The organism is Streptomyces sp. NPDC006235, assembly GCF_040613735.1.
GTDB lineage: Bacteria > Actinomycetota > Actinomycetes > Streptomycetales > Streptomycetaceae > Streptomyces.
Genome location: NZ_JBEXSR010000006.1, coordinates 34773 through 55928, shown reverse-complemented (window position 1 = coordinate 55928; position 21156 = coordinate 34773). Strand labels below are relative to the sequence as shown.

Below are 21156 nucleotides of genomic sequence, written 5' to 3'. Positions count from 1 at the left end.
TCCCATCGAGGCCGAGCCTAGACGGCCGGGACGCCCGGGACCAGGGGCCTTCCTTAGGATCAGCGGGCGGCTCACAGGAAGACGCCGGCGATGTGGAGTCCGGCCACCGCTCGACGGTGTTGCGCTGCTTGTAGGTCTCGCTACAGGGCGGACGCGGCGATGACCGCGGTGAGAGCGGCGACCGTGGTGCGGATCGTGTCTCCGAGTGCCGCGGCCTGACCTTGCCCCTCGGCGATAGCGGCCAGACGGTACTCGCGTGCCTCCGCCCCGGGGCCCTGCGGCATGACGGTCTGGAGGCTTGCGTGGTGCAGTACGGTGATCATCGCCGCCGTGCGCTCATCGGGCTCCTGGCCCTGTGCGAGGACGGCCGCCAGCCGTCCTCGCAATGCCGCGAGTTCCGACCGTCCCGTGACCGGGTGCTTCACCGATCCGAAGGCGCCGAGGACCCGTCGTCCCTGCTCCCGTACCAGTCCCTTCTCCAGCAGCCCCTGGTACGCCGTGTCGAGTGCCTTCTCGCGTACGGCCAGAAGCCACTCGCGGGGCGCCTCCTCGGGATGGCTCCGCATGCGCTCGGCCATGGCCGTGGCCGCCGGATCCCCCGGAGTCGACGCTCCAGCGACGACGAGTGCGCCGTCACGCTCCGTCAGGCGCCCGGAGAAGCTCAGCTCCAGCAAGGCGGCCGCCGAAACCGCAAGGGACACCCGCAGCGGTGCTTCGCGCAGGGTGCCCGCCTCTTCGTCCAGTGCGAGCAGTACGATCTGCTCGCCGATTGTCAGTTCCTTGGTCATGGGATCCCCCTCTCAACAGAGAGATGAGCGAACGGAAGCTGGGGTTCCCGGCACGCGAGTGAAGTCGGCGTTCCAGGAAGTCAATTGCTGGCATTGCCCTGACCCGCCTGACACCGCGGCGTGTGCAGTGGATCAGTGAAGACGCCTTGGTGTACTCCCCTGCACCGGAAGACCGGATGGCTCATCGCGGGCGTCGGAGGGCGGCTCGGACGTGACGTGCACACCCAGTTGACCGCTCAGATGCGGTGGGGACCGACTGCACGTGACCGACGCCCGGGCCTGTCAACGAGACACGTTTTCCCCGGCGCCCTGCCGGACTTCGGGACCTGTCTGCGTGGTGCGTGGCGTCTTCCATGCCTGAAGCGATCAATACACCTAGTCTCCGGTGACCGGCCGGTAGACGCACACCTGGGCGCCGGTCTTGGCGGTGGTCGTGGAGACCAGCTCCATCGGGCGCTTGCCGCCGTCGGCGGGGAAGATCGTCTTGCCGCCGCCCAGCAGCACCGGCATGACGACGAGCTGGAGCTCGTCGACCAGGCCCTCGGACAGGAGCGTGCGCACGAGCGTCGGGCTGCCCATCATCGCGAGGTCGCCGCCCTCGGCCTCGTGCAGCTCCCGGATGCGGGCGACGGCCTGGTCACCGGGGATCAGCGAGGTGTTGTTCCAGGTGAGGTCGGCCTCGCCGAGGGTGCTGGAGACGACGTACTTCTTCAGCGAGTTCATCCGGTCGGCGAACGGGTCCCCGGCCCGCTCGGGCCAGGCGGCCGCCATCGTCTGCCACGTACGCCGCCCGAACAGCAGCGCCTCGGCCCGCCCGAGCCCCTCGTCGAAGGCACCGCCGAGAACCTCCTCGTCGAAGTACGGATGCGACCACCCACCGTGCGCGAACCCGCCGTCGGTGTCCTCCTGCGGCCCGCCCGGGGCCTGCACGACGCCGTCCAGGCTGATGAACTCGGTGATCACGATGCGCATGGTCTCTCTCCTGTGTTCTCGCTCGGGCGATGACGGCAGTACAGACCGGGGGACGACGCGAAACTCATCGCCGGTGCGGCCGGGGAACCGACGTCCGGGACATGGTGTCCTGGGGGTGACGGCCGCGCACGACGAACGCGCCGATCGGTACGGCAAGTTGCCGCCACCGGCGGCAATGCCACCGAGGGCATGACCCGAGTGCTGCCGGAACCGTGCCTCAGCCACGACCCTGCCCGTCCGGCGCTTGAGGACGAGGCCGTTCAGGCCGAAGCGGGGGCCCGCGGGCGGCAGCCCCCGGCAGGCCCGGCCCCCGATGCCGGGGTCAGGAATCCCGCGGCACCCCGGAGGAACCCCGCACCATCAACTCCCCGCGCACCGACGCGATCCCCCCGGGCGGCGCCTCCTCCCGCCCCATCGCGATCCGACCGGCCCGCGCCCCGGCCTCCGCCAGCGGCAACCGCACCGTCGTCAGCGCGGGCACCGCGTCGATGCTGAACGGCAGATCGTCGAACCCGGCCACCGACACGTCCTCCGGAATCCGCAGCCCGGAGTCCCGCAGCGCGGCGCACGCCCCCAGCGCGACGGAGTCGTTCGCGGCGACGACCGCCGTCAGCGACGGGTCGCGCCGCAGCAGTTCCAGCGTCGCCTCGTAGCCGGACCGCCGGTCGTAGCGCCCGTGCACCGTCCACCGGGGGTCCTCCTCGATGCCGTGCGCGGCGAGCGCGGCCCGGTGCCCCTCCAGCCGGTGCCGGGTGGTGGTCCGTTCCTCCGGGCCCGCGATGTAGCCGAGCCGCCGGTGCCCGAGCCCGATCAGGTGCTCGGTGAGTTCCTGCCCGCCCCCGCGGTTGTCGAAGGTCAGCGCGATCGCCCCGGTCTCCGGCGCCGGCGGGCGTCCGCACAGCACGACCCGCGTCCCGGCGTCGGCCAGCTTCCGCACCTTGGCGTCCATGGCCGCCTGGTGCGCCGCGTCCTCGATCGCCCCGCCGGTCAGCACCACGGCCGCCGCCCGCTGGCGCTGCAACAGGGTGAGATACGTCAGCTCCCGCTCGGGAGAGCCCCCCGTGTTGCAGACCACCGCGAGTCTCTCCCCGCCCGCGCGGCCGCCCGGCCCGCCGATCTCGGCCTGGATCGCGCTCGCCATGATTCCGAAGAACGGGTCGGCGATGTCGTTCACCAGGATCCCGACCAGGTCGGAGGTGGCGGCGGCCAGGGCGCTCGCGGGCCCGTTGAGCACGTAGTCCAGCTCGTCCACGGCCTTCAGCACCCGCTCCCGGGTGGATGCGGCCACGGGGTAGTTCCCGTTCAGCACGCGCGACACCGTCGCGGGCGAGACCTGCGCGCGGGCCGCCACGTCCGCCAGGGTCACCGTCATCTCGTCGTCCTCCGGTCGCGCATCTCGTCGTCCGCCCTCGTACACATGCAGAGTCGCCCTCGTACACATACAGACCTGTGGCCTTGGTTCCGCCAGACCTGTGCCCTTGGTTCCGACGAACCTGTGGCCTTGGTTCCAACCAAACCTGTGGCCATGGTTCCGAGCAGACCTTAAGCCCCCGACCCCTGGTTGTTCGCCCCCTCGAACAACTCGTCCTGGTCACGGTCTTGTCCGGACCGAGGTTCAGAGGCTAGCTTCTTCATGTATAGAAAGCGCTTGCTGTACCGCTCATCAGTGGGGCGTACGCGGCGCGACGACCGCGTACGAAGGGAACGACGTGACACGCAAGACGGTGCGTATCGCCATGAACGGCGTGACCGGGCGCATGGGCTACCGCCAGCACCTGGTCCGCTCCATCCTCGCCCTGCGCGAGCAGGGCGGCCTCGACCTCGGCGACGGCACCGTGCTGTGGCCCGAGCCGATCCTGGTCGGTCGCCGTGAGCACGCGCTCAAGGCGCTGGCCGAGCGGCACGGGCTGGAGCACGTCTCGACCGACCTGGACGCGGTCCTCGCCGACGAGACGGTGGACATCTACTTCGACTCCCAGGTCACCTCCGCCCGCGAGGAGGCCCTCAAGAAGGCCATCGCGGCCGGCAAGCACATCTACACCGAGAAGCCCACGGCCACCGGCCTCGACGGCGCCCTGGCCCTGGCCCGCCTGGCGAACGAGGCCGGCATCAAGCACGGCGTCGTCCAGGACAAGCTCTTCCTCCCCGGCCTGCTCAAGCTGAAGCGCCTCATCGACGGCGGCTTCTTCGGCCGGATCCTGTCCGTGCGCGGCGAGTTCGGCTACTGGGTCTTCGAGGGCGACTGGCAGGCCGCCCAGCGCCCGTCCTGGAACTACCGCGCCGAGGACGGCGGCGGCATCGTCGTCGACATGTTCCCGCACTGGGAGTACGTCCTGCACGAGCTGTTCGGCCGGGTGAAGTCCGTCCAGGCCATCGCCACCACCCACATCCCGCAGCGCTGGGACGAGAACGGCAAGCCCTACGACGCCACCGCCGACGACGCCGCGTACGGCATCTTCGAGCTGGAGGGCGGCGCCATCGCCCAGATCAACTCCAGCTGGACCGTGCGCGTCAACCGCGACGAGCTCGTCGAGTTCCAGGTGGACGGCACCGAGGGTTCGGCGGTGGCCGGCCTGCGCAACTGCCGCGTCCAGCACCGCTCGGCCACGCCCAAGCCGGTCTGGAACCCGGACATCCCCGCCACCGAGGTCTTCCGCGACCAGTGGCAGGAGATCCCGGACAACGCCGAGTTCGACAACGGCTTCAAGGCGCAGTGGGAACTGTTCCTCAAGCACGTGTACGCCGACGCCCCCTACCACTGGGACCTGCTCGCCGGTGCCCGTGGTGTCCAGCTCGCCGAGCTGGGCCTGAAGTCCTCGGCCGAGGGCCGCCGCATCGACGTTCCGGAGATCCAGCCGTGACCATCCGACTCCCGGACAGCAACGGGGCGACGCGGACGTACGAGCCGCGCACCGAACCGCTCCTGGTGAGCCCCGGCACGCCCTTCACCTCCCGCACGGTCTACTCGGCGGCACACGTCGTCGCCGACCCGTACGCGGACGTCTCCCCCGACTCGCCCGCCGCAGTCGACTGGGACGCCACCCTGGCCTTCCGCCGGCACCTGTGGTCGCAGGGCCTCGGCGTCGCCGAGGCGATGGACACCGCCCAGCGCGGCATGGGCCTGGACTGGGCGGGCGCGGCCGAGCTGATCCGCCGGTCGGCGGCCGAGGCGAAGTCGGTCGGCGGTCTCATCGCCTGCGGTGTGGGCACCGACCAGCTGTCGGCCACCGAGATCGGCTACCCGCACAGCCTGGCGGAGATCCGTGCCGCGTACGAGGAGCAGCTCGCGGTCGTCGAGGAGTCCGGCGCGCGGGCGATCCTGATGGCCTCCCGGGCCCTGGCGGCGGTCGCCAAGGGGCCGGAGGACTATCTGGAGGTCTACGGCCACCTGCTGCGCCAGGCGTCCGAGCCGGTGATCCTGCACTGGCTCGGCCCGATGTTCGACCCGGCGCTGGAGGGCTACTGGGGCGCGACGGACCTGGACGCCGCCACCCACACCTTCCTGGACGTCATCGCCGCCCACCCGGACAAGGTCGACGGCATCAAGGTCTCGCTGCTGGACGCGCAGCGCGAGATCGACATCCGCCGCCGTCTGCCGCAGGGCGTGCGCTGCTACACGGGTGACGACTTCAACTACCCTGAGCTGATCGCCGGCGACGAACAGGGCTTCAGCCACGCCCTGCTGGGCATCTTCGACCCGCTGGGCCCGCTGGCCGCCGAGGCGGTCCGGGTGCTCGACACGGGGAACACGCAGGGCTTCCGCGACCTGCTGGACCCCACGGTCGGACTCTCCCGGCACCTCTTCCAGACCCCGACCCGCTTCTACAAGACGGGCGTGGTGTTCCTGGCCTGGCTGGCCGGCCACCAGTCCCACTTCACGATGGTCGGTGGCCTCCAGTCGGCCCGTTCGCTGCCGCACCTCGCGAAGGCCTACGAACTCGCCGACGGGCTGGGCCTGTTCCCCGACCCGAAGCTGGCGGAGGAGCGGATGAAGAACCTGCTGAGCGTGTACGGGGTGGACCAGTGAGCGAAGGACTGGAGCGCTTCTCCATCAACCAGATGACGGTGAAGCAGCTGTCGATGCCGGAACTGGTCGAGTCCTGCGGCGACCTGGGCATCACGAACGTGGGCCTGTGGCGCGAGCCGGTCCAGACGTACGGACTGGAGGCCACGGCCAAGCTGGTCCGGGACACGGGCCTGACGGTGACAACGTTGTGCCGGGGCGGCTTCTTCACGGCCATCGACCCGCGCGAGCGCGCTGAGGCCCTGGCCGACAACCGCCGGGCGATCGACGAGGCGGCGACGCTGGGCACCGACACCCTGGTCCTTGTCTCGGGCGGACTCCCGGCGGGCTCGAAGGACCTGCACGGGGCCCGCGAACGCATCGCGGACGCCCTGTCGGAACTGGGCCCCTACGCGGAACGGCACGGCGTCCGCCTGGCCATCGAGCCGCTGCACCCGATGTACGCCTCCGACCGCTGCGTGGTGTCGACGCTGGGCCAGGCCCTGGACCTGGCCGAACGCTTCCCGGCGCACCAGGTCGGGGTCACGGTCGACACGTACCACATCTGGTGGGACGACACGGCTCCCGCGCAGATCGCCCGGGCGGGGGCGGGCGGCCGGATCCACACCTTCCAGCTCGCCGACTGGACGACTCCGCTCCCGCAGGGCGTGCTGACCGGCCGCGGCCAGATCGGCGACGGCTCGATCGACATGCGGGAGTGGCAGCGGTACGTGGAGGCCGCGGGCTACACCGGTGCCATCGAGGTGGAGCTGTTCAACGACGGGCTGTGGGCGAGGGACGGACGGGAGGTGCTGGCGGAGACGGCGGCGCGGTTCGTCGAACACACCCTGTGAGCCGAAGGCACCCGGTGAGCCGAACACACCTTGTGAGTCGAGCACACCTGTGATCCGTCACGGTCGTAGGCCACGCCCCCGCCGGCCTACGACCGTGCGAGGAACCCGTTCACCCGTTCCTCCAGCCGCTCGCGGCACCCCGGCCACTCCGGTGCCGTCACCGAGAAAATCGCGGAGTCGCGCAGCCGGCCTTCCTCGCCGGGGGCCCATGACCGGGACCAGTTCCGCAGCACGCCTTCGAAGCGGGCTCCCACGCTCTCGATGGCCGCGCGGGAGCGGCTGTTGCGGGCATCGGTCTTCAGGTCCACGCGCGAGACGCCCCACTCCTCGAAGGCGTGCCGGAAGAGGAGGAGCTTCGCCTCGGCGTTCACGCCCGTGCCCTGGGCCGAACGGGCGAGCCAGGTGAAGCCGACCTCCACGGCGTCGAGTCGGTCGTCCGAGAGCCAGGAGCGCGGCTCCCAGTACGCCGTGGCGCCGACCGCTCGTCCCGTGGCCGTCGAGATCTGCGCGTAGGGAGCGAGCCGCCCCGTCGCCGCGCGGGCGAGCTGCGCGTCGATGTAGGCGTCCACCTCGTCGGCAGCCGGTACCCAGGTGAAGGCGTAGGTCTCCCGGTCCTCCGTCGCCGCCAAGGCCAATTCGGCGGCGTGCCGGTGGCCCAACGGCTCCAGACGGACCAGAGCACCCTCCAGGACGGGTCCTTGCAGTGCGAAGCTCACGCGGGCAAGCCTTCCCTACGCGGCCCGGGACGTCGAACGAAATACCCCGCACCCGCAGCCGGGTGTGCGGCGAGCGGTGGCCGGAAGGGGTGGCTCATCCGTCCCGTCGAACCCCTGCTTCCCCCCTGTACCGACTTCCGGAAATCCGGCCCGCGCCGGGAACCCGGCCCGGACTCCCGTCGTCCAATCGCAGGCCGCCGGAGAGTCACCACGGTGCGGTGTCGGCCCTCGCTGCTGGCTGCGATCGCTGACCACCCTCTCCGCCGTACCGCGGCCGGCGGCACCGCCGCCATCGGCGCGTCCCCCTCCAACCGCGCCGGTGGCGGCCCCTGCGCGGTTAGTGTGCGTTCCCTTGACTGGCAGAAACTTCCCGGTTACTGGTGGGCCGTTGGAAGTTTCCTTCAGCGGATCCCAGTGGATCACCTCCGGAAGGAGCGCAAGTGCACGACACCGGCACGGGAAGCACGGGAAGCACGGGAAGCACCGCACAGCCCTCCAGACGCACCGTCCTCGCCGCCACGGCCGGCGCCGCCGGCGCCCTCGCGGCCGCCGGGCCCTCGTACGCGGCCGACGCCCCCGACGACAGGCGGCTGCGCGCCCTCGTCTCCCGCATGACGCTGGAGGAGAAGGTCGGCCAGCTCTTCGTGATGCGGGTGTACGGCCACTCCGCCACCGCCCCCGACCAGGCCGACATCGACGCCAACCTCAAGGAGATCGGGGTCCGTACGGCCGCCGAGCTCGTGGCGAAGTACCGGGTCGGCGGCATCATCTACTTCGCCTGGGCCCACAACACCCGCGAGCCGCACCAGATCGCGGCTCTGTCCGACGGCATCCAGCGGGCCTCCCTGGAGCTGCCGCGCGGGCTGCCCGTGCTCATCTCCACCGACCAGGAGCACGGGATCGTCGCACGGGTGGGCAGGCCCGCGACGCTCTTCCCGGGCGCCATGGCCGTCGGCGCGGGCGGGTCGCGGTCCGACGCCCGCAGCCTCGGGCGGATCGCGGGGCGTGAGCTGCGGGCGATGGGCATCCGGCAGGACTACTCCCCCGTGGCCGACGTGAACGTCAACCCGGCCAACCCGGTCATCGGCGTACGGTCCTTCGGGGCCGACCCGAAGGCGGTGGCCGCGCTGGTGGCCGCCGAGGTCGCCGGGTACCAGGGGTCCGGGGTAGCCGCGACCGCCAAGCACTTCCCCGGGCACGGGGACACCAACGTCGACAGCCACACCGGCTTCCCGACCATCACGCACAGCCGGGAGGTGTGGGAGAAGCTGGACGCACCCCCGTTCCGGGCGGCGATCGCCGCGGGCATCGACTCGATCATGACGGCGCATCTGATGGTCCCGGCCCTGGACGACTCCGGCGACCCGGCGACCCTCTCCCGCCCGATCCTCACCGGCATCCTCCGCGAACGGCTCGGCTACGACGGGGTCGTGGTCACGGACTCCCTCGGCATGGAGGGCGTGCGGACCAAGTACGGCGACGACCGGGTGCCGGTGCTCGCGCTGAAGGCGGGCGTGGACCAGCTCCTCAACCCGCCGGATCTGGACCTCGCCTGGAACGCGGTCCTCGCGGCCGTGCGCAGCGGCGAGCTGACCGAGGCGCGGCTCGACGCGTCGATCCTGCGGATCCTGCGGCTGAAGACGAAACTGGGCCTGTTCCGCGCGCCGTACGTCGGTCAGGAGGGTGTCGACCGCGCGGTCGGCACCCGGGCGCATCTGGCGGCGGCCGACCGGATCGCCGAGCGGACCACGACCCTGCTCGTCAACGAGGGGCGGCTGCTGCCGCTGTCCCGGCGCCGGTACCCCAAGGTGCTGGTGGTCGGGGCCGATCCGGCCTCGCCGTCGGGGACGACCGGGCCGCCGACCGGGGTGCTCGCCGCCGCGCTGACCGGCCTCGGGTTCACCGCCACCGCCCTGTCGACCGGCACGGCCCCGTCGGCGACGACCGTCGCGCGAGCGGTCGCGGCGGCGCGGGACGCGGACGCGGTGGTGGCGGCGACGTACAACGTCACGGCGGGCAGCGGCCAGAAGACGCTGGTCGAGCAGCTCGTGGCGACGGGGAAGCCGGTCGTGGCGGTCGCGATCCGCAATCCGTACGACGTGGCCCAGCTGCCCTCGGTCCCGGCGTGCCTCGCGGCGTACTCCTGGACCGACGTCGAACTGCGGGCCGCCGCACGGGCGATCGCGGGACGGGTGACTCCCCGCGGGAAACTGCCCGTGCCGGTGCAGCGGGCGGATGATCCGGAGCAGGTGCTGTACCCGATCGGATACGGGCTGACGTACTAGACGTACGCCACGGACCGGGCGCACCACCCCCAAGGTGCGCAAACCCACCCAGGTGCCTGGCATGCGCCCCTGCGGGGGGCCACGCTGGGCTGGGGCTCTTCTGGGGGACGGCAATGCGCGTGAGAAGTTCGGCGGGGGTGGTGTGGGGGCTGCTGGTGCTGGTCGGTGTGTTGCTGACCGGGTGTCAGAGTCCCTCGGCGGGTGTCGCGGAGGACGGGCGGCTGGGCGGGCCGGAGTCGGGGAGCACGGCTGCCGGGTCGGCGCCGGCGACCCGGCCGTCCGGGTACGGGGCGGTGTTCCTCGCGGTCGACGAGTGCAGTTCGTTCGGCACGACGAGCTTCACCGAGGTGCCGTGCGCCGGTGAGCGGGCGGCGGCCCGGGTCGTGGCACGACACGACGGCACGGTCCGGGACGGGCCGCGCTGCCCGGCGACCACGGACTTCGTGCTGCACATCAGCGAGCAGCGGCCCTCGTCCGACGAGGACGGCGACGGGGCCGTGCCGCAGGGCTACGCCTGTATGCGCAACCTCCAGCCGCCGCACCCGGGCGACCCGGGCGGCGGGGGCGGGCCGCGCACCATCGTCGGTGACTGCGTCTACAGCTCCGGCGACGAGCAGGTCCGCGAGACCTCGTGCGACGGGAAGGGCAGGCCGGAGCCGGAGTACAAGGTGACCGAGGCGGTCGCCCGTCGCGCCGACTGCCCCGTCACGACCGCTCTGTACGTCCGGCTCGGGGGCGAAAGGCCCGTGGGGTGCGCCCGGCCGCTGTGAGCAGCCGGGCGCGACGACACGGACGGGCCACTGGCCTTACGGCCGCAGCGTCATCTCACGCTGTACGTCCCGCTTGTCGAGCTTGGCGTCGAACTTCGCCAGCGGCTTGGCCGCCTGCGGGTCCGCCTGCACCGAGCTGGTGGCGACACCGGCCCAGTCGAGGATGCGGGCGGTGGCCAGGGCCTTCTGCTCGGGCACGAGGCCCGCGACGTTGGCACCGTGGTTCATGCCGGGGGCGGTCATCACGTAGGAGTCCTTCGCGCCCTTGCCGACGCGGAAGGGCTCCGCGCCCCACGGGTCGTTCTGGCCGTAGACGAACAGCATCCGCCGGGCGTTGTGGCGGACCCAGGTGTCCACGTCCCGCATCGCCGACGGCTGGAACTTCATCGGGATGTCCCGGGGGACGAAGTTGCGCGGCGGCTGGTAGCCGTAGCGGATGTACTGCTTCTCGATGTGCGGGAAGCCGATGGTCGGCGCGCCGAGCTGCGTGCCGGCCTGGTAGTAGTACGGCGTGTAGGTCGTCAGGCCCTGGTCGGCGTAGGCGGAGAAGCCGGAGATCGTGTCGACGGAGTCCCAGATCTCGTCGTCGGTGGCGTTCTTCGCGTCGGCCGGGATCTGGTCGCAGTCCTTCAGCAGGCTGTACTGCCAGAAGCCCCACACGTAGTCGAGGACGGTCGCCTCGAAGGCCTTGTCCAGGCTGCCGATGGTGTTGAAGGTGAGGCCGTTGTCCTGCGCGTAGGCCGCGTACTTCTTCTCCAGCGGCTCGCGGCGCACCAGCGCCTCGCGCTGCACGCCGTTCAGCCGGTCGCGGCACTCCTTGCTGCCGACGCCGGCGAAGAAGCGGTCGTAGGCGGAGTCCTCCTTGTTCACCACGTCGTTGGGGGCGACGTAGGCGACCACGCCGTCCATGTCACGCGGGTAGAAGCGCTCGTAGTAGGTGGCGGTCATGCCGCCCTTCGAGCCGCCCGTGGAGATCCACTTCTTGCCGTAGATGCCCTTCAGCGCCTTGAAGACGCGGTGCTGGTCGCTGGCCGCCTGCCAGATGTCCAGCTTGGACCAGTCGGCCGGGGAGGGCCGGGACGGGGTGAAGAAGCGGTACTCCAGGGAGACCTGGTTGCCGTCCACGATCTGGGTCGGCTCGCTGCGGCGAGGCGTCGTGGAGACGTTGTAGCCGCTGGTGAAGAAGACCGTCGGGCGCGCGACGTCCTTGTGCAGCACGGTGATGCGCTGCTGGAACGTGCCCTTCGACGGCTTCCGGTGGTCGACCGGCTGGGTGTAGTTCAGGACGAAGAAGCGGTAGCCGGTGTACGGCTTCTCCTCGACCAGGCTCATGCCCGGTATGGAGAGCAGCCTTTCCTTGATGTCGGTGGTGCCGTCGGTGCCGGTGGCGTCGGCGGCGGTGGCCGCTCCCGCCGTGCCCAGTGTGCCTATGAGCACCGTGAGCGCCAGCAGCCATCTGAGCGCCTTGCGCATGCGCACTCCCCTGTGAGACAGATGTGCGCCGGAAGCTAGCGGACCAACTCCCCTCAGCACCAGGGGACATGGGGATTACCCTCTATGCGCCGGGCGTCAGCACAGGATCCAGCCGGAGCTGACCGAGCCCTGCCCCACCCTGCCCTTCAGCCATACGCAGCGGCGTCCGGCGTGCACCATCACCGGACCGGCGTGGTAGGCGAAGCGGCCCTCGTCGACGACGGGGCGGCTGCCGCGTGCCTGCACGCTCACCGACATCTTCCGCTTCACGCCGGGCTTCCTGGTGACGGTCACGGCGCAGACGTAGGCGCCGCGTTTGTAGACGAGCACGGTTCCGGTGGAGAAGGGCAGGGCGCGGACCTTGCGGCCGGGACACGCGGCGGAGGCGGCGGCCTGTGCCTCGCCCGGTGCCGCGACGGCCAGCAGGCCGGAGGCGGTCAGCACGGCCAGGCCCAGCGCGAGCCGCCGGCGTATCGCTCCACTGTCCACTGTCGTCCTCCCGTACCGCGTCGTGCGCGACCATCGGCGTACAGGTGTACGGACGCATGGCGTATGTCGGACGGTTGCGCGAGCGGGACGAAAACGCCGGTCGCGGGCCTCACCGGGACGCGCCGACCGGCTCCTCCGGCTCGGCGGCGCCGATGAACGTCCGCCACAGCTCGGCGTACCGCCCGCCGCGCGCGAGCAGCTCCTCGTGCGTGCCGTCCTCGGCGACCCGGCCGTGGTCCATGACGACGACCCGGTCGGCGCGGGCGGCGGTGGTGAGGCGGTGGGCGACGACGAGGGTGGTGCGGCGGCCCGCGAGGCGGTCGGTGGCCTGGTTGACCTGGGCCTCGGTGGCCAGGTCGAGGGCGGCCGTCGCCTCGTCGAGCAGCAGGATGTCCGGGTCGACCAGTTCGGCGCGGGCCAGGGCGATGAGCTGACGCTGGCCGGCGGAGAGGTTGCGGCCGCGCTCGGCGACCTCGTGGAGGTAGCCGCCCTCGAGCGTGGCGATCATCTCGTGCGCGCCGACCGCCCGGGCCGCCGCCTCGACCTCGGCGTCGGTGGCGTCGGGGCGGCCGTAGGCGATGGCGTCGCGGACGGTGCCCTGGAAGAGGTACGCCTCCTGCGGGACGACCCCCAGACGGTGCCGGTACGAGGTGAGGTCGAGGGCGCGCAGGTCGGTGCCGTCGACGGTGACCCGGCCGCCGGTGGGGTCGTAGAAGCGGGCCACGAGCTTGACGAGGGTCGACTTGCCCGCGCCGGTCTCGCCGACGAACGCGACGGTCTGCCCGGCGGGGATGCGCAGGTCGACCCCGCCGAGGGCCTCTTCGTCGTCGCCGTACGCGAAGTGCACGTCCTCGAAGGCGATGTCCCCGCGCAGGGACAGCACCTCGCGGGGTTCGTCGGCGGACTTCGTCGACGTCGGCTCCTGGAGCAGCTCCTGGATGCGGCCCAGCGAGACGGACGCCTGCTGGTAGCCGTCGAAGACCTGGGACAGCTGCTGCACGGGCGCGAAGAACAGGTCGATGTAGAGCAGGTAGGCCACCAGCGAGCCGATCGCCAGCGTTCCGTTGTCGACCCGCGCGCCACCCACGATCAGCACGGCCGCGGCCGCCACCGACGACAGGAGCTGCACGAAGGGGAAGTACACGGAGATCAGCCACTGGCCCCGGATGCGCGCCTGGCGGTAGCTGTCGCTGTGCCCGGCGAACCGCCGCCCGCCGTCCCGCTCGCGCCGGAAGGCCTGCACGATCCGCAGCCCGGACACCGACTCCTGGAGGTCGGCGTTGACCACGGAGACACGTTCACGGGCCAGTTCGTACGCCTTCACGCTCGCGCGGCGGAAGAAGTACGTGGCGATGATCAGCGGCGGCAGGGTCGCGAACACGACCAGTGCCAGCTCCACGTCGAGCACCAGCAGGGCGACCATGATGCCGAAGAAGGTGACGACCGAGACGAAGGCGGTGACCAGGCCCGTCTGGAGGAACGTCGACAGCGCGTCGACGTCGGTCGTCATCCGGGTCATGATCCGGCCGGTCAGCTCCCGCTCGTAGTAGTCGAGCCCGAGGCGCTGGAGCTGGGCGAAGATCTTCAGCCGCAGGGAGTAGAGGACGCGTTCGCCGGTGCGGCCGGTCATGCGGGTCTCGCCGACCTGGGCCGCCCACTGCACGGCCACCGTCAGCAGCGCGAGCAGCGACGCCGCCCACACGGCACCGAGCGCGGCCTGGGTGACGCCCGAGTCGATGCCGTGCCGGATCATGATCGGCAGCAGCAGGCCCATGCCCGCGTCGACGGCGACCAGGCCGAGGCTGACCAGCAGCGGCAGTCCGAAGCCGCGCAGCAGCCGGCGCAGGCCGTAGGACTCCTCCGGCTGGACGGCCTGCTTCTCGTCGACGCCGGGGGCGTCGGTGGCCGGGGGCAGCGCCTCCACCTGGGCGAGGAGCTCGGGGGTGGCCGGGCTCTCGGCGAGGGCGAGGTCCTTGCGCTCACGGTCGCCGCTCCACAGCCGTGGGGTGACCCCGCGCTCGGCGTCGAACTCGGCGTCCAGCTCGTCCCGTACGGAGGTGTCCTCCTGGGGGCAGGCCGGCGGGGTGTGGCCCGGGGAGACCGCGCCCAGCTCGTCGGGGTCGGTGAGCAGGCGCCGGTAGAGGGCGGAGCGCTGCTGGAGTTCGTCGTGGGTGCCGATGTCGGCGAGGCGGCCGCCGTCCAGGACGGCGATGCGGTCGGCGAGGTTCAGGGTGGAGCGGCGGTGGGCGATCAGCAGGGTGGTGCGGCCCCGCATGACCTCCTTCAGGGCCTCGTGGATCTCGTGCTCGACGCGGGCGTCCACGGCGGAGGTCGCGTCGTCCAGGACGAGCAGGCGCGGGTCGCTGAGGATGGCGCGGGCGAGGGCGACGCGCTGGCGCTGACCGCCGGAGAGGGTGAGGCCGTGCTCGCCGACGGTGGTGTCGTAGCCGTCGGGCAGCTCGCTGATGAACCGGTGCGCCTGGGCGGCGCGGGCGGCCTGCTCGATCTCCTCCTGGGTGGCGTCCGGGCGGCCGTAGGCGATGTTGTTGCGGACGGTGTCGGAGAAGAGGAAGGAGTCCTCCGGGACCAGCCCGATCGCGGCCCGGAGGGATTCCAGGGTCAGTTCGCGCACGTCGTGGCCACCGACGAGGACGGCACCGCGGGTGACGTCGTAGAAGCGCGGCAGCAGCAGGGAGACCGTGGACTTGCCGGAGCCGGAGGAGCCGACGACGGCGAGGGTCTCGCCGGGGCGGATCTCGAAGGAGAGCCCGTCGAGAACGGGGCGGTCGTCGTCGTAGCCGAAGGAGACGTCGTCGAACTCGACGGTGGCCGGGGCGTCGGCGGGGAGATCCTTGTGGCCGTCCTGGAGGGAGGGCTCGGTGTCGATCAGCTCCAGGACGCGTTCGGTGCCGGCGCGGGCCTGCTGGCCGACGGTGAGCACCATGGCGAGCATGCGGACCGGGCCGACGAGCTGGGCGAGGTAGGTGGAGAAGGCGACGAACGTGCCGAGCGTGATGTGCCCACCGGCCGCGAGCCAGCCGCCGAGCGCCAGCATCGCGACCTGGCCGAGGGCGGGGACGGCCTGGAGGGCCGGGGTGTAGACGGAGTTCAGGCGGATGGTGCGCAGCCGCCCGGCGAAGAGGCGGCGGCTGACGTCCCTGAGCTTGCCGGTCTCCTGCTCCTCCTGCCCGAAGCCCTTCACCACGCGGACACCGCTGACGGCGCCGTCGACCACGCCTGCGACGGCGGCGGCCTGGGCCTGGGCGTACCAGGTGGAGGGGTGCAGCCGGGTGCGGCTGCGCTTGGCGATCCACCACAGGGCGGGGGCGACGGCCAGGGCGACGAGGGTGAGCGGCAGCGACAGCGACGCCATGATCCCCAGGGAGATCAGGAACAGCAGGATGTTCCCGATGGTCATCGGGAGCATGAACAGCAGGCCCTGGATCAGCTGGAGGTCGCTGGTGGCCCGGCCGACGACCTGGCCGGTGGACAGCTCGTCCTGGCGGCGGCCGTCGAGCCGGGTGATGGTCCCGTACATCTCCGTCCGCAGGTCGTGCTGGACATCGAGGGCGAGGCGGCCGCCGTAGTAGCGGCGGATGTAGGTGAGGACGTAGACGACCAGTGCGGCGGCGATGAGGAGGCCGGCCCAGGTGGTCATGGAGCGGGTGTGGTCGCTGATGACGTCGTCGATGATCACCTTGGTGATCAGCGGGACGAGGGCCATGACCGCCATGCCGGCCAGGGAGGAGCCGAGGGCGAGTACGACGTCCTTCGGGTGGCGCCACGCATAGGCCCACAGTCGTCGTGCCCATCCCCGTTGCGGTGTCACGCGGTCGCCCTCCGATCGTCCTGGTCTGCCGGAAGGCACCAACGCCGTGGGAGGCTGTTTTCATCCCGCGGCGTGACGAGCGTTACCCCGCGCCCACCCTGGACGGTCGTTGATACTCGCCGGTATCTTAGTCTGAGCAAGCGCTTAGACAGCTGAGGTCCCTGGAGGTGGCGGCGTGCGCCGTACGGTGTTCAACGAGGATCACGAGGCGTTCCGGGAGACCATCCGCGCCTTCATCGAGGCCGAGGTCGTACCGGTGTACGACGAGTGGTTCGCGGCGGGCCAGGCACCCCGCGACTTCTACTACAAGCTCGGTGAGCTGGGCATCTTCGGCATCAACGTGCCCGAGGAGTTCGGCGGTGCCGGCCTGGAGTCGCACAAGTTCGAGGCCGTGCTCTACGAGGAGACCGCCCGCGCGGGTGTCCAGTTCGGCGGCTCCGGCGTGCACGTGCTGCTCGCCCTGCCCTACATCAAGATGCTCGCCACCGACGAGCAGAAGAAGCGCTACCTGCCGAAGTTCGTCACCGGCGAGGAGATGTGGGCCATCGCGATGACGGAGCCGGGCACCGGTTCCGACCTCGCGGGCATGAAGTCCACCGCCAAGCTGAGCGAGGACGGCACGCACTACGTCCTCAACGGCGCCAAGACCTTCATCACCGGCGGTGTGCACGCCGACCGTGTGATCGTCTGCGCCCGGACCGCCGCCCCGACCGCCGAGGACCGCCGCCACGGCATCTCCCTCTTCGCCGTCGACACCAAGTCCGAGGGCTACTCGGTCGGCCGCAAGCTCGACAAGCTCGGCCTGAAGACCTCCGACACCGCCGAGCTGGCGTTCGTCGACGTCAAGGTGCCCGTCGAGGACCTCCTCGGCGAGGAGAACAAGGGCTTCTACTACCTCGGCCACAACCTCGCCTCCGAGCGCTGGGGCATCGCCTTCGGCGCCTACGCCCAGGCCAAGGCCGCCGTCCGGTTCGCCAAGCAGTACGTGCAGGAGCGCACGGTCTTCGGCAAGCCGGTCGCGCACTTCCAGAACACCAAGTTCGAGCTGGCCGCCTGCCAGGCCGAGGTGGACGCGGCCGAGGCCGTCGCCGACCGCGCGACCGAGGCCCTCGACGCCGGTGAGCTCACGCCCGCCGAGGCCGCCTCCGCGAAGCTGTTCTGCACCGAGGTCGCCCACCGCGTCATCGACCGCTGCCTCCAGCTGCACGGCGGCTACGGCTACATGAACGAGTACCCGATCGCCCGCCTGTACGCGGACAACCGCGTCAACCGCATCTACGGCGGCACCAGCGAGATCATGAAGTCGATCATCGCCAAGGACATGGGCCTGTAAGGCCCCCGTCACCGGTACGCGATCACTGGCCGGTACAACTACCCCATGAGTCAGGCACTACAGGACCTCCTCGATCTGCTCGACCTGGAGCAGATCGAGGAGGACATCTTCCGCGGCCGGTCCCGGTCCGCCGTTGTCCCCCGGGTCTTCGGCGGGCAGGTCGCGGCCCAGGCGCTCGTCGCCGCCGGGCGCACGGTCCCCGAGGACCGGCCCGCGCACTCCCTCCACGCGTACTTCCTGCGCCCCGGCGATCCCGGCGCGCCCATCGTCTACACCGTCGACCGGATCCGCGACGGCCGCTCCTTCACCACCCGCCGGGTGGTCGCCGTCCAGCACGGCAAGCCGATCTTCCACCTCTCGGCGTCGTTCCAGGTGTACGAGGACGGGCTGGACCACCAGGAGCGCATGCCGGACGCCCCCGATCCCGCCACGCTGCCCACCAGTGAGGAGCGGCTGCGCGGATACGGGCACCTCGACCCGGAGGTCGTGGAGAGGTTCCTGGAGGCGCGCGCCGCCGTCGATCTGCGCTACGTCGACGAGCCGCCGTACGGGAAGTTCGGCGAGCCGCGCGAGCCGCACTCCCAGGTGTGGTTCCGGACCAACGGCAAGCTGGCCGACGACCCGCTGCTGCACGTCGTCCTCGCCACGTACGTCTCCGACATGACGCTGCTCGACTCCGTGCTGCTCGCGCACGGGCGGGGCGGCTGGGCCGTCGGGGACGTCGTCGGCGCCTCCCTCGACCACGCGATGTGGTTCCACCGGCCGTTCCGCGCCGACGAGTGGCTGCTCTACGACCAGGAGTCCCCGTCCGCGTACGGCGGCCGGGGACTGGGACAGGCCCGCATCTACACGCAGGACGGACGGCTGGCCATCACGGTGATCCAGGAGGGCGTGGTCCGCGTCCCGCGCGAGCCGGGCACCAAGGGCACTAGCTGAGGCCCGCCTCCGCCAGCAGGTACGCCGTCATCGGGTCGTAGTGGCGGGGGCTGACCACGTGGTCGTCGAGGGGCACCGTCACCTGCACGGTGCCCTCGGCCTCGGCGAGGAAGAGGGCCGGGTCGTTGGAGTCGGCGTAGCCGACGGAGTCCACGCCGTGCTGTCCCGCGTAGCCCGCCCAGCCGTGGTCGGCGACGACCAGGTCGGGCAGCGGGCGGCCCTCGCGCTCCAGGGCGGTCAGGATGGCCTTCATCGGCTCGCCCGAGTGGGTGTGCCACAGGGTGGCGCCGTGCTCCAGCACCGCCACGTCCGCGAACTGCATGACGTAGCCCTCCTCCGTCGTCAGCCCCTCCGGGATGACGACGATCTCGCAGCCGGCCGCGCGCAGGGCCGCCGCGGTCGCGCGGTGCACGTCGAGCAGGCCGCCGGGGTGGCCGGTGGCGAACAGCACCCGTTGCTGCCCGTCGGCCGCCTTGCGCAGCCGCCCGGCGAGCCGGTCCAGGGCCGCGATGGTCAGCTCGGGATCGATGGTGTCCTGGCCGTACCGGTACTCGGGGTCGTCGTTCACACCGACCCGTTCCGCCATCACCGCGAGGACGTCCTGCTCGTCGCTCCAGCGGTCGCCGAGTTCCAGGCCCAGCCAGTAGTGGCGGTTGCCGTTGGCCAGCTGGCGGTAGTGGGAGAGGTTGTTCTCGCGGGGAGTGGCGACGTCGCCCGCGATGCGCGTCCTGACGAGGTGGTCGACGAGTTCGGCGCGGCTGGGTGTCCCGGGTATCGGCATGACAACCATTGTGGAGCAGCCGACTGGGGGCGGCCCTGGCGTATCGCACGCTGGGATGTGCGTCACGTACTCGGCGGGACCCCGCTCACGTACTCAGATGTGCCGCAGCGCGAACCAGAGTTCCATGCGGACGTCCGGGTCGTCGAGGTCCGCCTCCAGCAGGGTCGCGCAGCGGGCGATGCGCTGCCGCACGGTGTTGCGGTGCACGGACAGGGCGACGGCCGTGCGGTCCCAACTGCCGTGCAGGGACAGCCAGGTGAGCAGGGTCTCGGGGAGCGCGGGGTGGGCCGCGACGGGCGCGAGCAGGGTGCGGGCGTGGGCCGCCGCCTCGCCGGGCGGGACGAGGTCGGCGAGGGCGGGGCGCGGGCCGTGCCGGAGCAGCGGGGCGCGGGTGGCGCGGGCCCGGGCCAGGGCGCGGGCCGCCTGGGTGTCGGCGGCGGACCAGTCCTCCGGGGTGACGTCGGCGCTGACGCCCAGGGTCCAGCCGGGCAGCGGCTCCGGTGCCCGGTCGGCCGGGACCAGGACCCGGACGACCTCACCCGCCGGATCGACCAGGGCGGATCCGAGCGCTGCCCCCAGCGCGGAGGCCGCGACGGCGTCGGGCACGCCCTCCCCGTCGGGACGGGCGTGCACGACGACCCACCGCCGGCCCTCCCCGAGCAGTGGCGCGACGTCCTCGGGCGTGGCCCCCAGCAGCAGCCGCACCAGCGCCGAGGAGCGGGCGGCACCGGTGCCGCTCTGCTGCTCCCCGGTGAGGAGGGACAGCAGCACGGCGGCGACGGACACGATGGTGTGGTCCCCCGGGGCGCGTCCCGGGGCGGCCACCCCGAGCACGAATCCGCGCCCGGCACCGAGGGCGTAGGCGGCGAGGTGGGTTCCGGAGACGGTGTCGGTGGCTGAGGTGGGGTGGGGGCGATTGGGGGGAGTGGGCGTCGGGGGCTGAGGTGAGGGCGAGGGTCGGCCGGCCGGTTGAGGCTGGGGGTGGCCTGCGTCGGTGGCCTCGCCACGAGGCCGAGAGCGCCGATTGTCGGCGGACCCGCCCAGGCGTCCGGCCTCGGCAGGCCCGCCCGGCTGCGTCGCCCCGCCCGCCCGCGCGGTCTCGGCCGGAGGCCGCGCGCCCGGGGTGGGCCGTCCGGCCCCCGCACTCGGCGTGCCCGCAGGCAGCCCAGCCCCCGCCTCCGCCGGCCGCACCACCCCCGCCAGCTCGGCCAGCGCCGAGCCCACCTCCGCCCCGGGCTCCCGGCCCGCCCCCGCGATCTCCGCCCCCTCCGGGCCGTACAGCACCGCCCAGCCCCCCAGCCGCTGGGCGAGCTGCCGGAGGACCGAGGGGACCGGGTCGGGGCGGGAGGCGGCCGAGGCGAGGCTCTGCTGGGCCTCCGTGACGCGGCGGAGCTCGGCCAGGCGGGCGCGGGCCATCAGCTGCCAGACCGCGCGGGCCACGCCCGAGAAGGTGGTCTGCGGCGGCACCTCCAGCAGCGGCAGGCCGTATCTCTCGCACGCCGCGACCAGCGCCCTCGGCACCGTGTCGTGCACCGGCGCCACCCCGAAGCCGAGGGCCGCGCCGCCCGCCGCCACGATCCGGGCCACGTAGTCGTCGAAGTACGTGCCCGACCCCGCCGCCTCGGGGATGTGCACACCCGCCGTGAGCAGCAGTTCCCCGCCCAGCAGATACGGATACGGGTCCGCCATCTCCGAGGTGTGCACCCAGTGGACGGCGGTGCCGGGGTCGTCCGGGCCGGCGATCCGGCGCAGGGCCAGGTCCTCGCGGGCCAGGAGAGCGGACAGCGGAACGGGAGGCGTGGGGGGAACCGTCGAATCCGGCATGTGTGCGTTTCCTCCAGCCAGCGCCGCTCCAGTGGATGAAACGTACACTTCGCAGTCGCTTTCCGGCCACCTAGGGTCAGTCCTCGTCAACCTCGTCCCCACG

16 protein-coding genes are annotated in these 21156 nt (G+C 71.9%); 7 read left to right on the top strand and 9 right to left on the bottom strand.

Annotation, left to right across the window (positions count from 1 at the left end; all coding sequences use genetic code 11):
- Window positions 1–140: 140 nt before the first annotated feature.
- From ABZ192_RS09545 to ABZ192_RS09535, 3 genes are all read right to left on the bottom strand, one after another.
- Window positions 141–788, bottom strand: coding sequence for a GPP34 family phosphoprotein (locus tag ABZ192_RS09545; RefSeq protein WP_356923951.1), 648 nt, complete (start codon window positions 786–788; stop codon window positions 141–143).
- 375 nt (window positions 789–1163) lie between these two features.
- Window positions 1164–1760 (bottom strand): dihydrofolate reductase family protein, encoded by a 597-nt coding sequence (locus ABZ192_RS09540; protein WP_356923950.1) that lies wholly within the window; start codon window positions 1758–1760, stop codon window positions 1164–1166.
- 322 nt (window positions 1761–2082) lie between these two features.
- Window positions 2083–3132 carry a LacI family DNA-binding transcriptional regulator gene (locus ABZ192_RS09535; RefSeq protein WP_356923949.1) on the bottom strand — a complete coding sequence of 350 codons (1050 nt, stop codon included), beginning with the start codon at window positions 3130–3132 and terminating at the stop codon, window positions 2083–2085.
- A gap of 337 nt (window positions 3133–3469) precedes the next feature.
- On the opposite strand from ABZ192_RS09535, the gene ABZ192_RS09530 reads away from it, so the two are divergent.
- Genes ABZ192_RS09530 through ABZ192_RS09520 form a run of 3 tightly spaced genes read left to right on the top strand, consistent with a single transcriptional unit; the run spans window position 3470 to window position 6617 of the window.
- Complete coding sequence (locus ABZ192_RS09530; RefSeq protein WP_356923948.1) at window positions 3470–4621, top strand: Gfo/Idh/MocA family oxidoreductase; 1152 nt, start codon at window positions 3470–3472, stop codon at window positions 4619–4621.
- Window positions 4618–5787, top strand: a complete 1170-nt coding sequence (locus tag ABZ192_RS09525) for a dihydrodipicolinate synthase family protein (protein ID WP_356923947.1) — start codon at window positions 4618–4620, stop codon at window positions 5785–5787. The genes ABZ192_RS09530 and ABZ192_RS09525 overlap by 4 nt, the downstream gene beginning before the upstream one ends.
- Window positions 5788–5819: 32 nt before the next feature.
- The gene (locus ABZ192_RS09520; protein ID WP_356924177.1) at window positions 5820–6617 is read left to right on the top strand and encodes a sugar phosphate isomerase/epimerase family protein; all 798 of its coding nucleotides are present in this window, start codon (window positions 5820–5822) and stop codon (window positions 6615–6617) included.
- An 86-nt stretch (window positions 6618–6703) separates the two neighbouring features.
- On the opposite strand, the gene ABZ192_RS09515 is transcribed toward ABZ192_RS09520, so the two are convergent.
- Complete coding sequence (locus ABZ192_RS09515) at window positions 6704–7333, bottom strand: GNAT family protein (protein ID WP_356923946.1); 630 nt, start codon at window positions 7331–7333, stop codon at window positions 6704–6706.
- A gap of 440 nt (window positions 7334–7773) precedes the next feature.
- Here ABZ192_RS09515 and ABZ192_RS09510 point away from each other — a divergent pair, with 440 nt between their 5' ends.
- Together ABZ192_RS09510 and ABZ192_RS09505 are read left to right on the top strand one after the other, a co-directional pair.
- Window positions 7774–9618, top strand: a complete 1845-nt coding sequence (locus ABZ192_RS09510) for a glycoside hydrolase family 3 N-terminal domain-containing protein (RefSeq protein WP_356923945.1) — start codon at window positions 7774–7776, stop codon at window positions 9616–9618.
- Between the two features lie 113 nt (window positions 9619–9731).
- The gene (locus tag ABZ192_RS09505; RefSeq protein WP_356923944.1) at window positions 9732–10388 is read left to right on the top strand and encodes a hypothetical protein; all 657 of its coding nucleotides are present in this window, start codon (window positions 9732–9734) and stop codon (window positions 10386–10388) included.
- 36 nt (window positions 10389–10424) lie between these two features.
- Here ABZ192_RS09505 and ABZ192_RS09500 read toward each other — a convergent pair whose 3' ends face one another.
- The 3 genes from ABZ192_RS09500 to ABZ192_RS09490 form a co-directional block, all read right to left on the bottom strand.
- Window positions 10425–11861 (bottom strand): S28 family serine protease, encoded by a 1437-nt coding sequence (locus ABZ192_RS09500; protein ID WP_356923943.1) that lies wholly within the window; start codon window positions 11859–11861, stop codon window positions 10425–10427.
- A gap of 96 nt (window positions 11862–11957) precedes the next feature.
- Window positions 11958–12350 (bottom strand): hypothetical protein, encoded by a 393-nt coding sequence (locus ABZ192_RS09495; protein ID WP_356923942.1) that lies wholly within the window; start codon window positions 12348–12350, stop codon window positions 11958–11960.
- Between the two features lie 109 nt (window positions 12351–12459).
- On the bottom strand, window positions 12460–16179 hold the full coding sequence (locus tag ABZ192_RS09490; RefSeq protein ID WP_356923941.1) for an ABC transporter ATP-binding protein: 3720 nt from the start codon (window positions 16177–16179) through the stop codon (window positions 12460–12462).
- A 175-nt stretch (window positions 16180–16354) separates the two neighbouring features.
- Here ABZ192_RS09490 and ABZ192_RS09485 point away from each other — a divergent pair, with 175 nt between their 5' ends.
- Together ABZ192_RS09485 and tesB are read left to right on the top strand one after the other, a co-directional pair.
- On the top strand, window positions 16355–17512 hold the full coding sequence (locus ABZ192_RS09485) for an acyl-CoA dehydrogenase family protein (RefSeq protein ID WP_086565197.1): 1158 nt from the start codon (window positions 16355–16357) through the stop codon (window positions 17510–17512).
- 45 nt (window positions 17513–17557) lie between these two features.
- A complete protein-coding gene (gene tesB, locus ABZ192_RS09480) occupies window positions 17558–18448 on the top strand; it encodes an acyl-CoA thioesterase II (RefSeq protein WP_356923940.1) in 891 nt (296 codons plus the stop codon).
- On the opposite strand, the gene ABZ192_RS09475 is transcribed toward tesB, so the two are convergent.
- Together ABZ192_RS09475 and ABZ192_RS09470 are read right to left on the bottom strand one after the other, a co-directional pair.
- Window positions 18441–19229 carry a phosphatase gene (locus ABZ192_RS09475; protein WP_356923939.1) on the bottom strand — a complete coding sequence of 263 codons (789 nt, stop codon included), beginning with the start codon at window positions 19227–19229 and terminating at the stop codon, window positions 18441–18443. The two genes, tesB and ABZ192_RS09475, sit on opposite strands and share 8 nt — an antisense overlap.
- Before the next feature lie 93 nt (window positions 19230–19322).
- Window positions 19323–21053, bottom strand: coding sequence for a PucR family transcriptional regulator ligand-binding domain-containing protein (locus tag ABZ192_RS09470; protein ID WP_356923938.1), 1731 nt, complete (start codon window positions 21051–21053; stop codon window positions 19323–19325).
- Window positions 21054–21156: the final 103 nt, after the last annotated feature.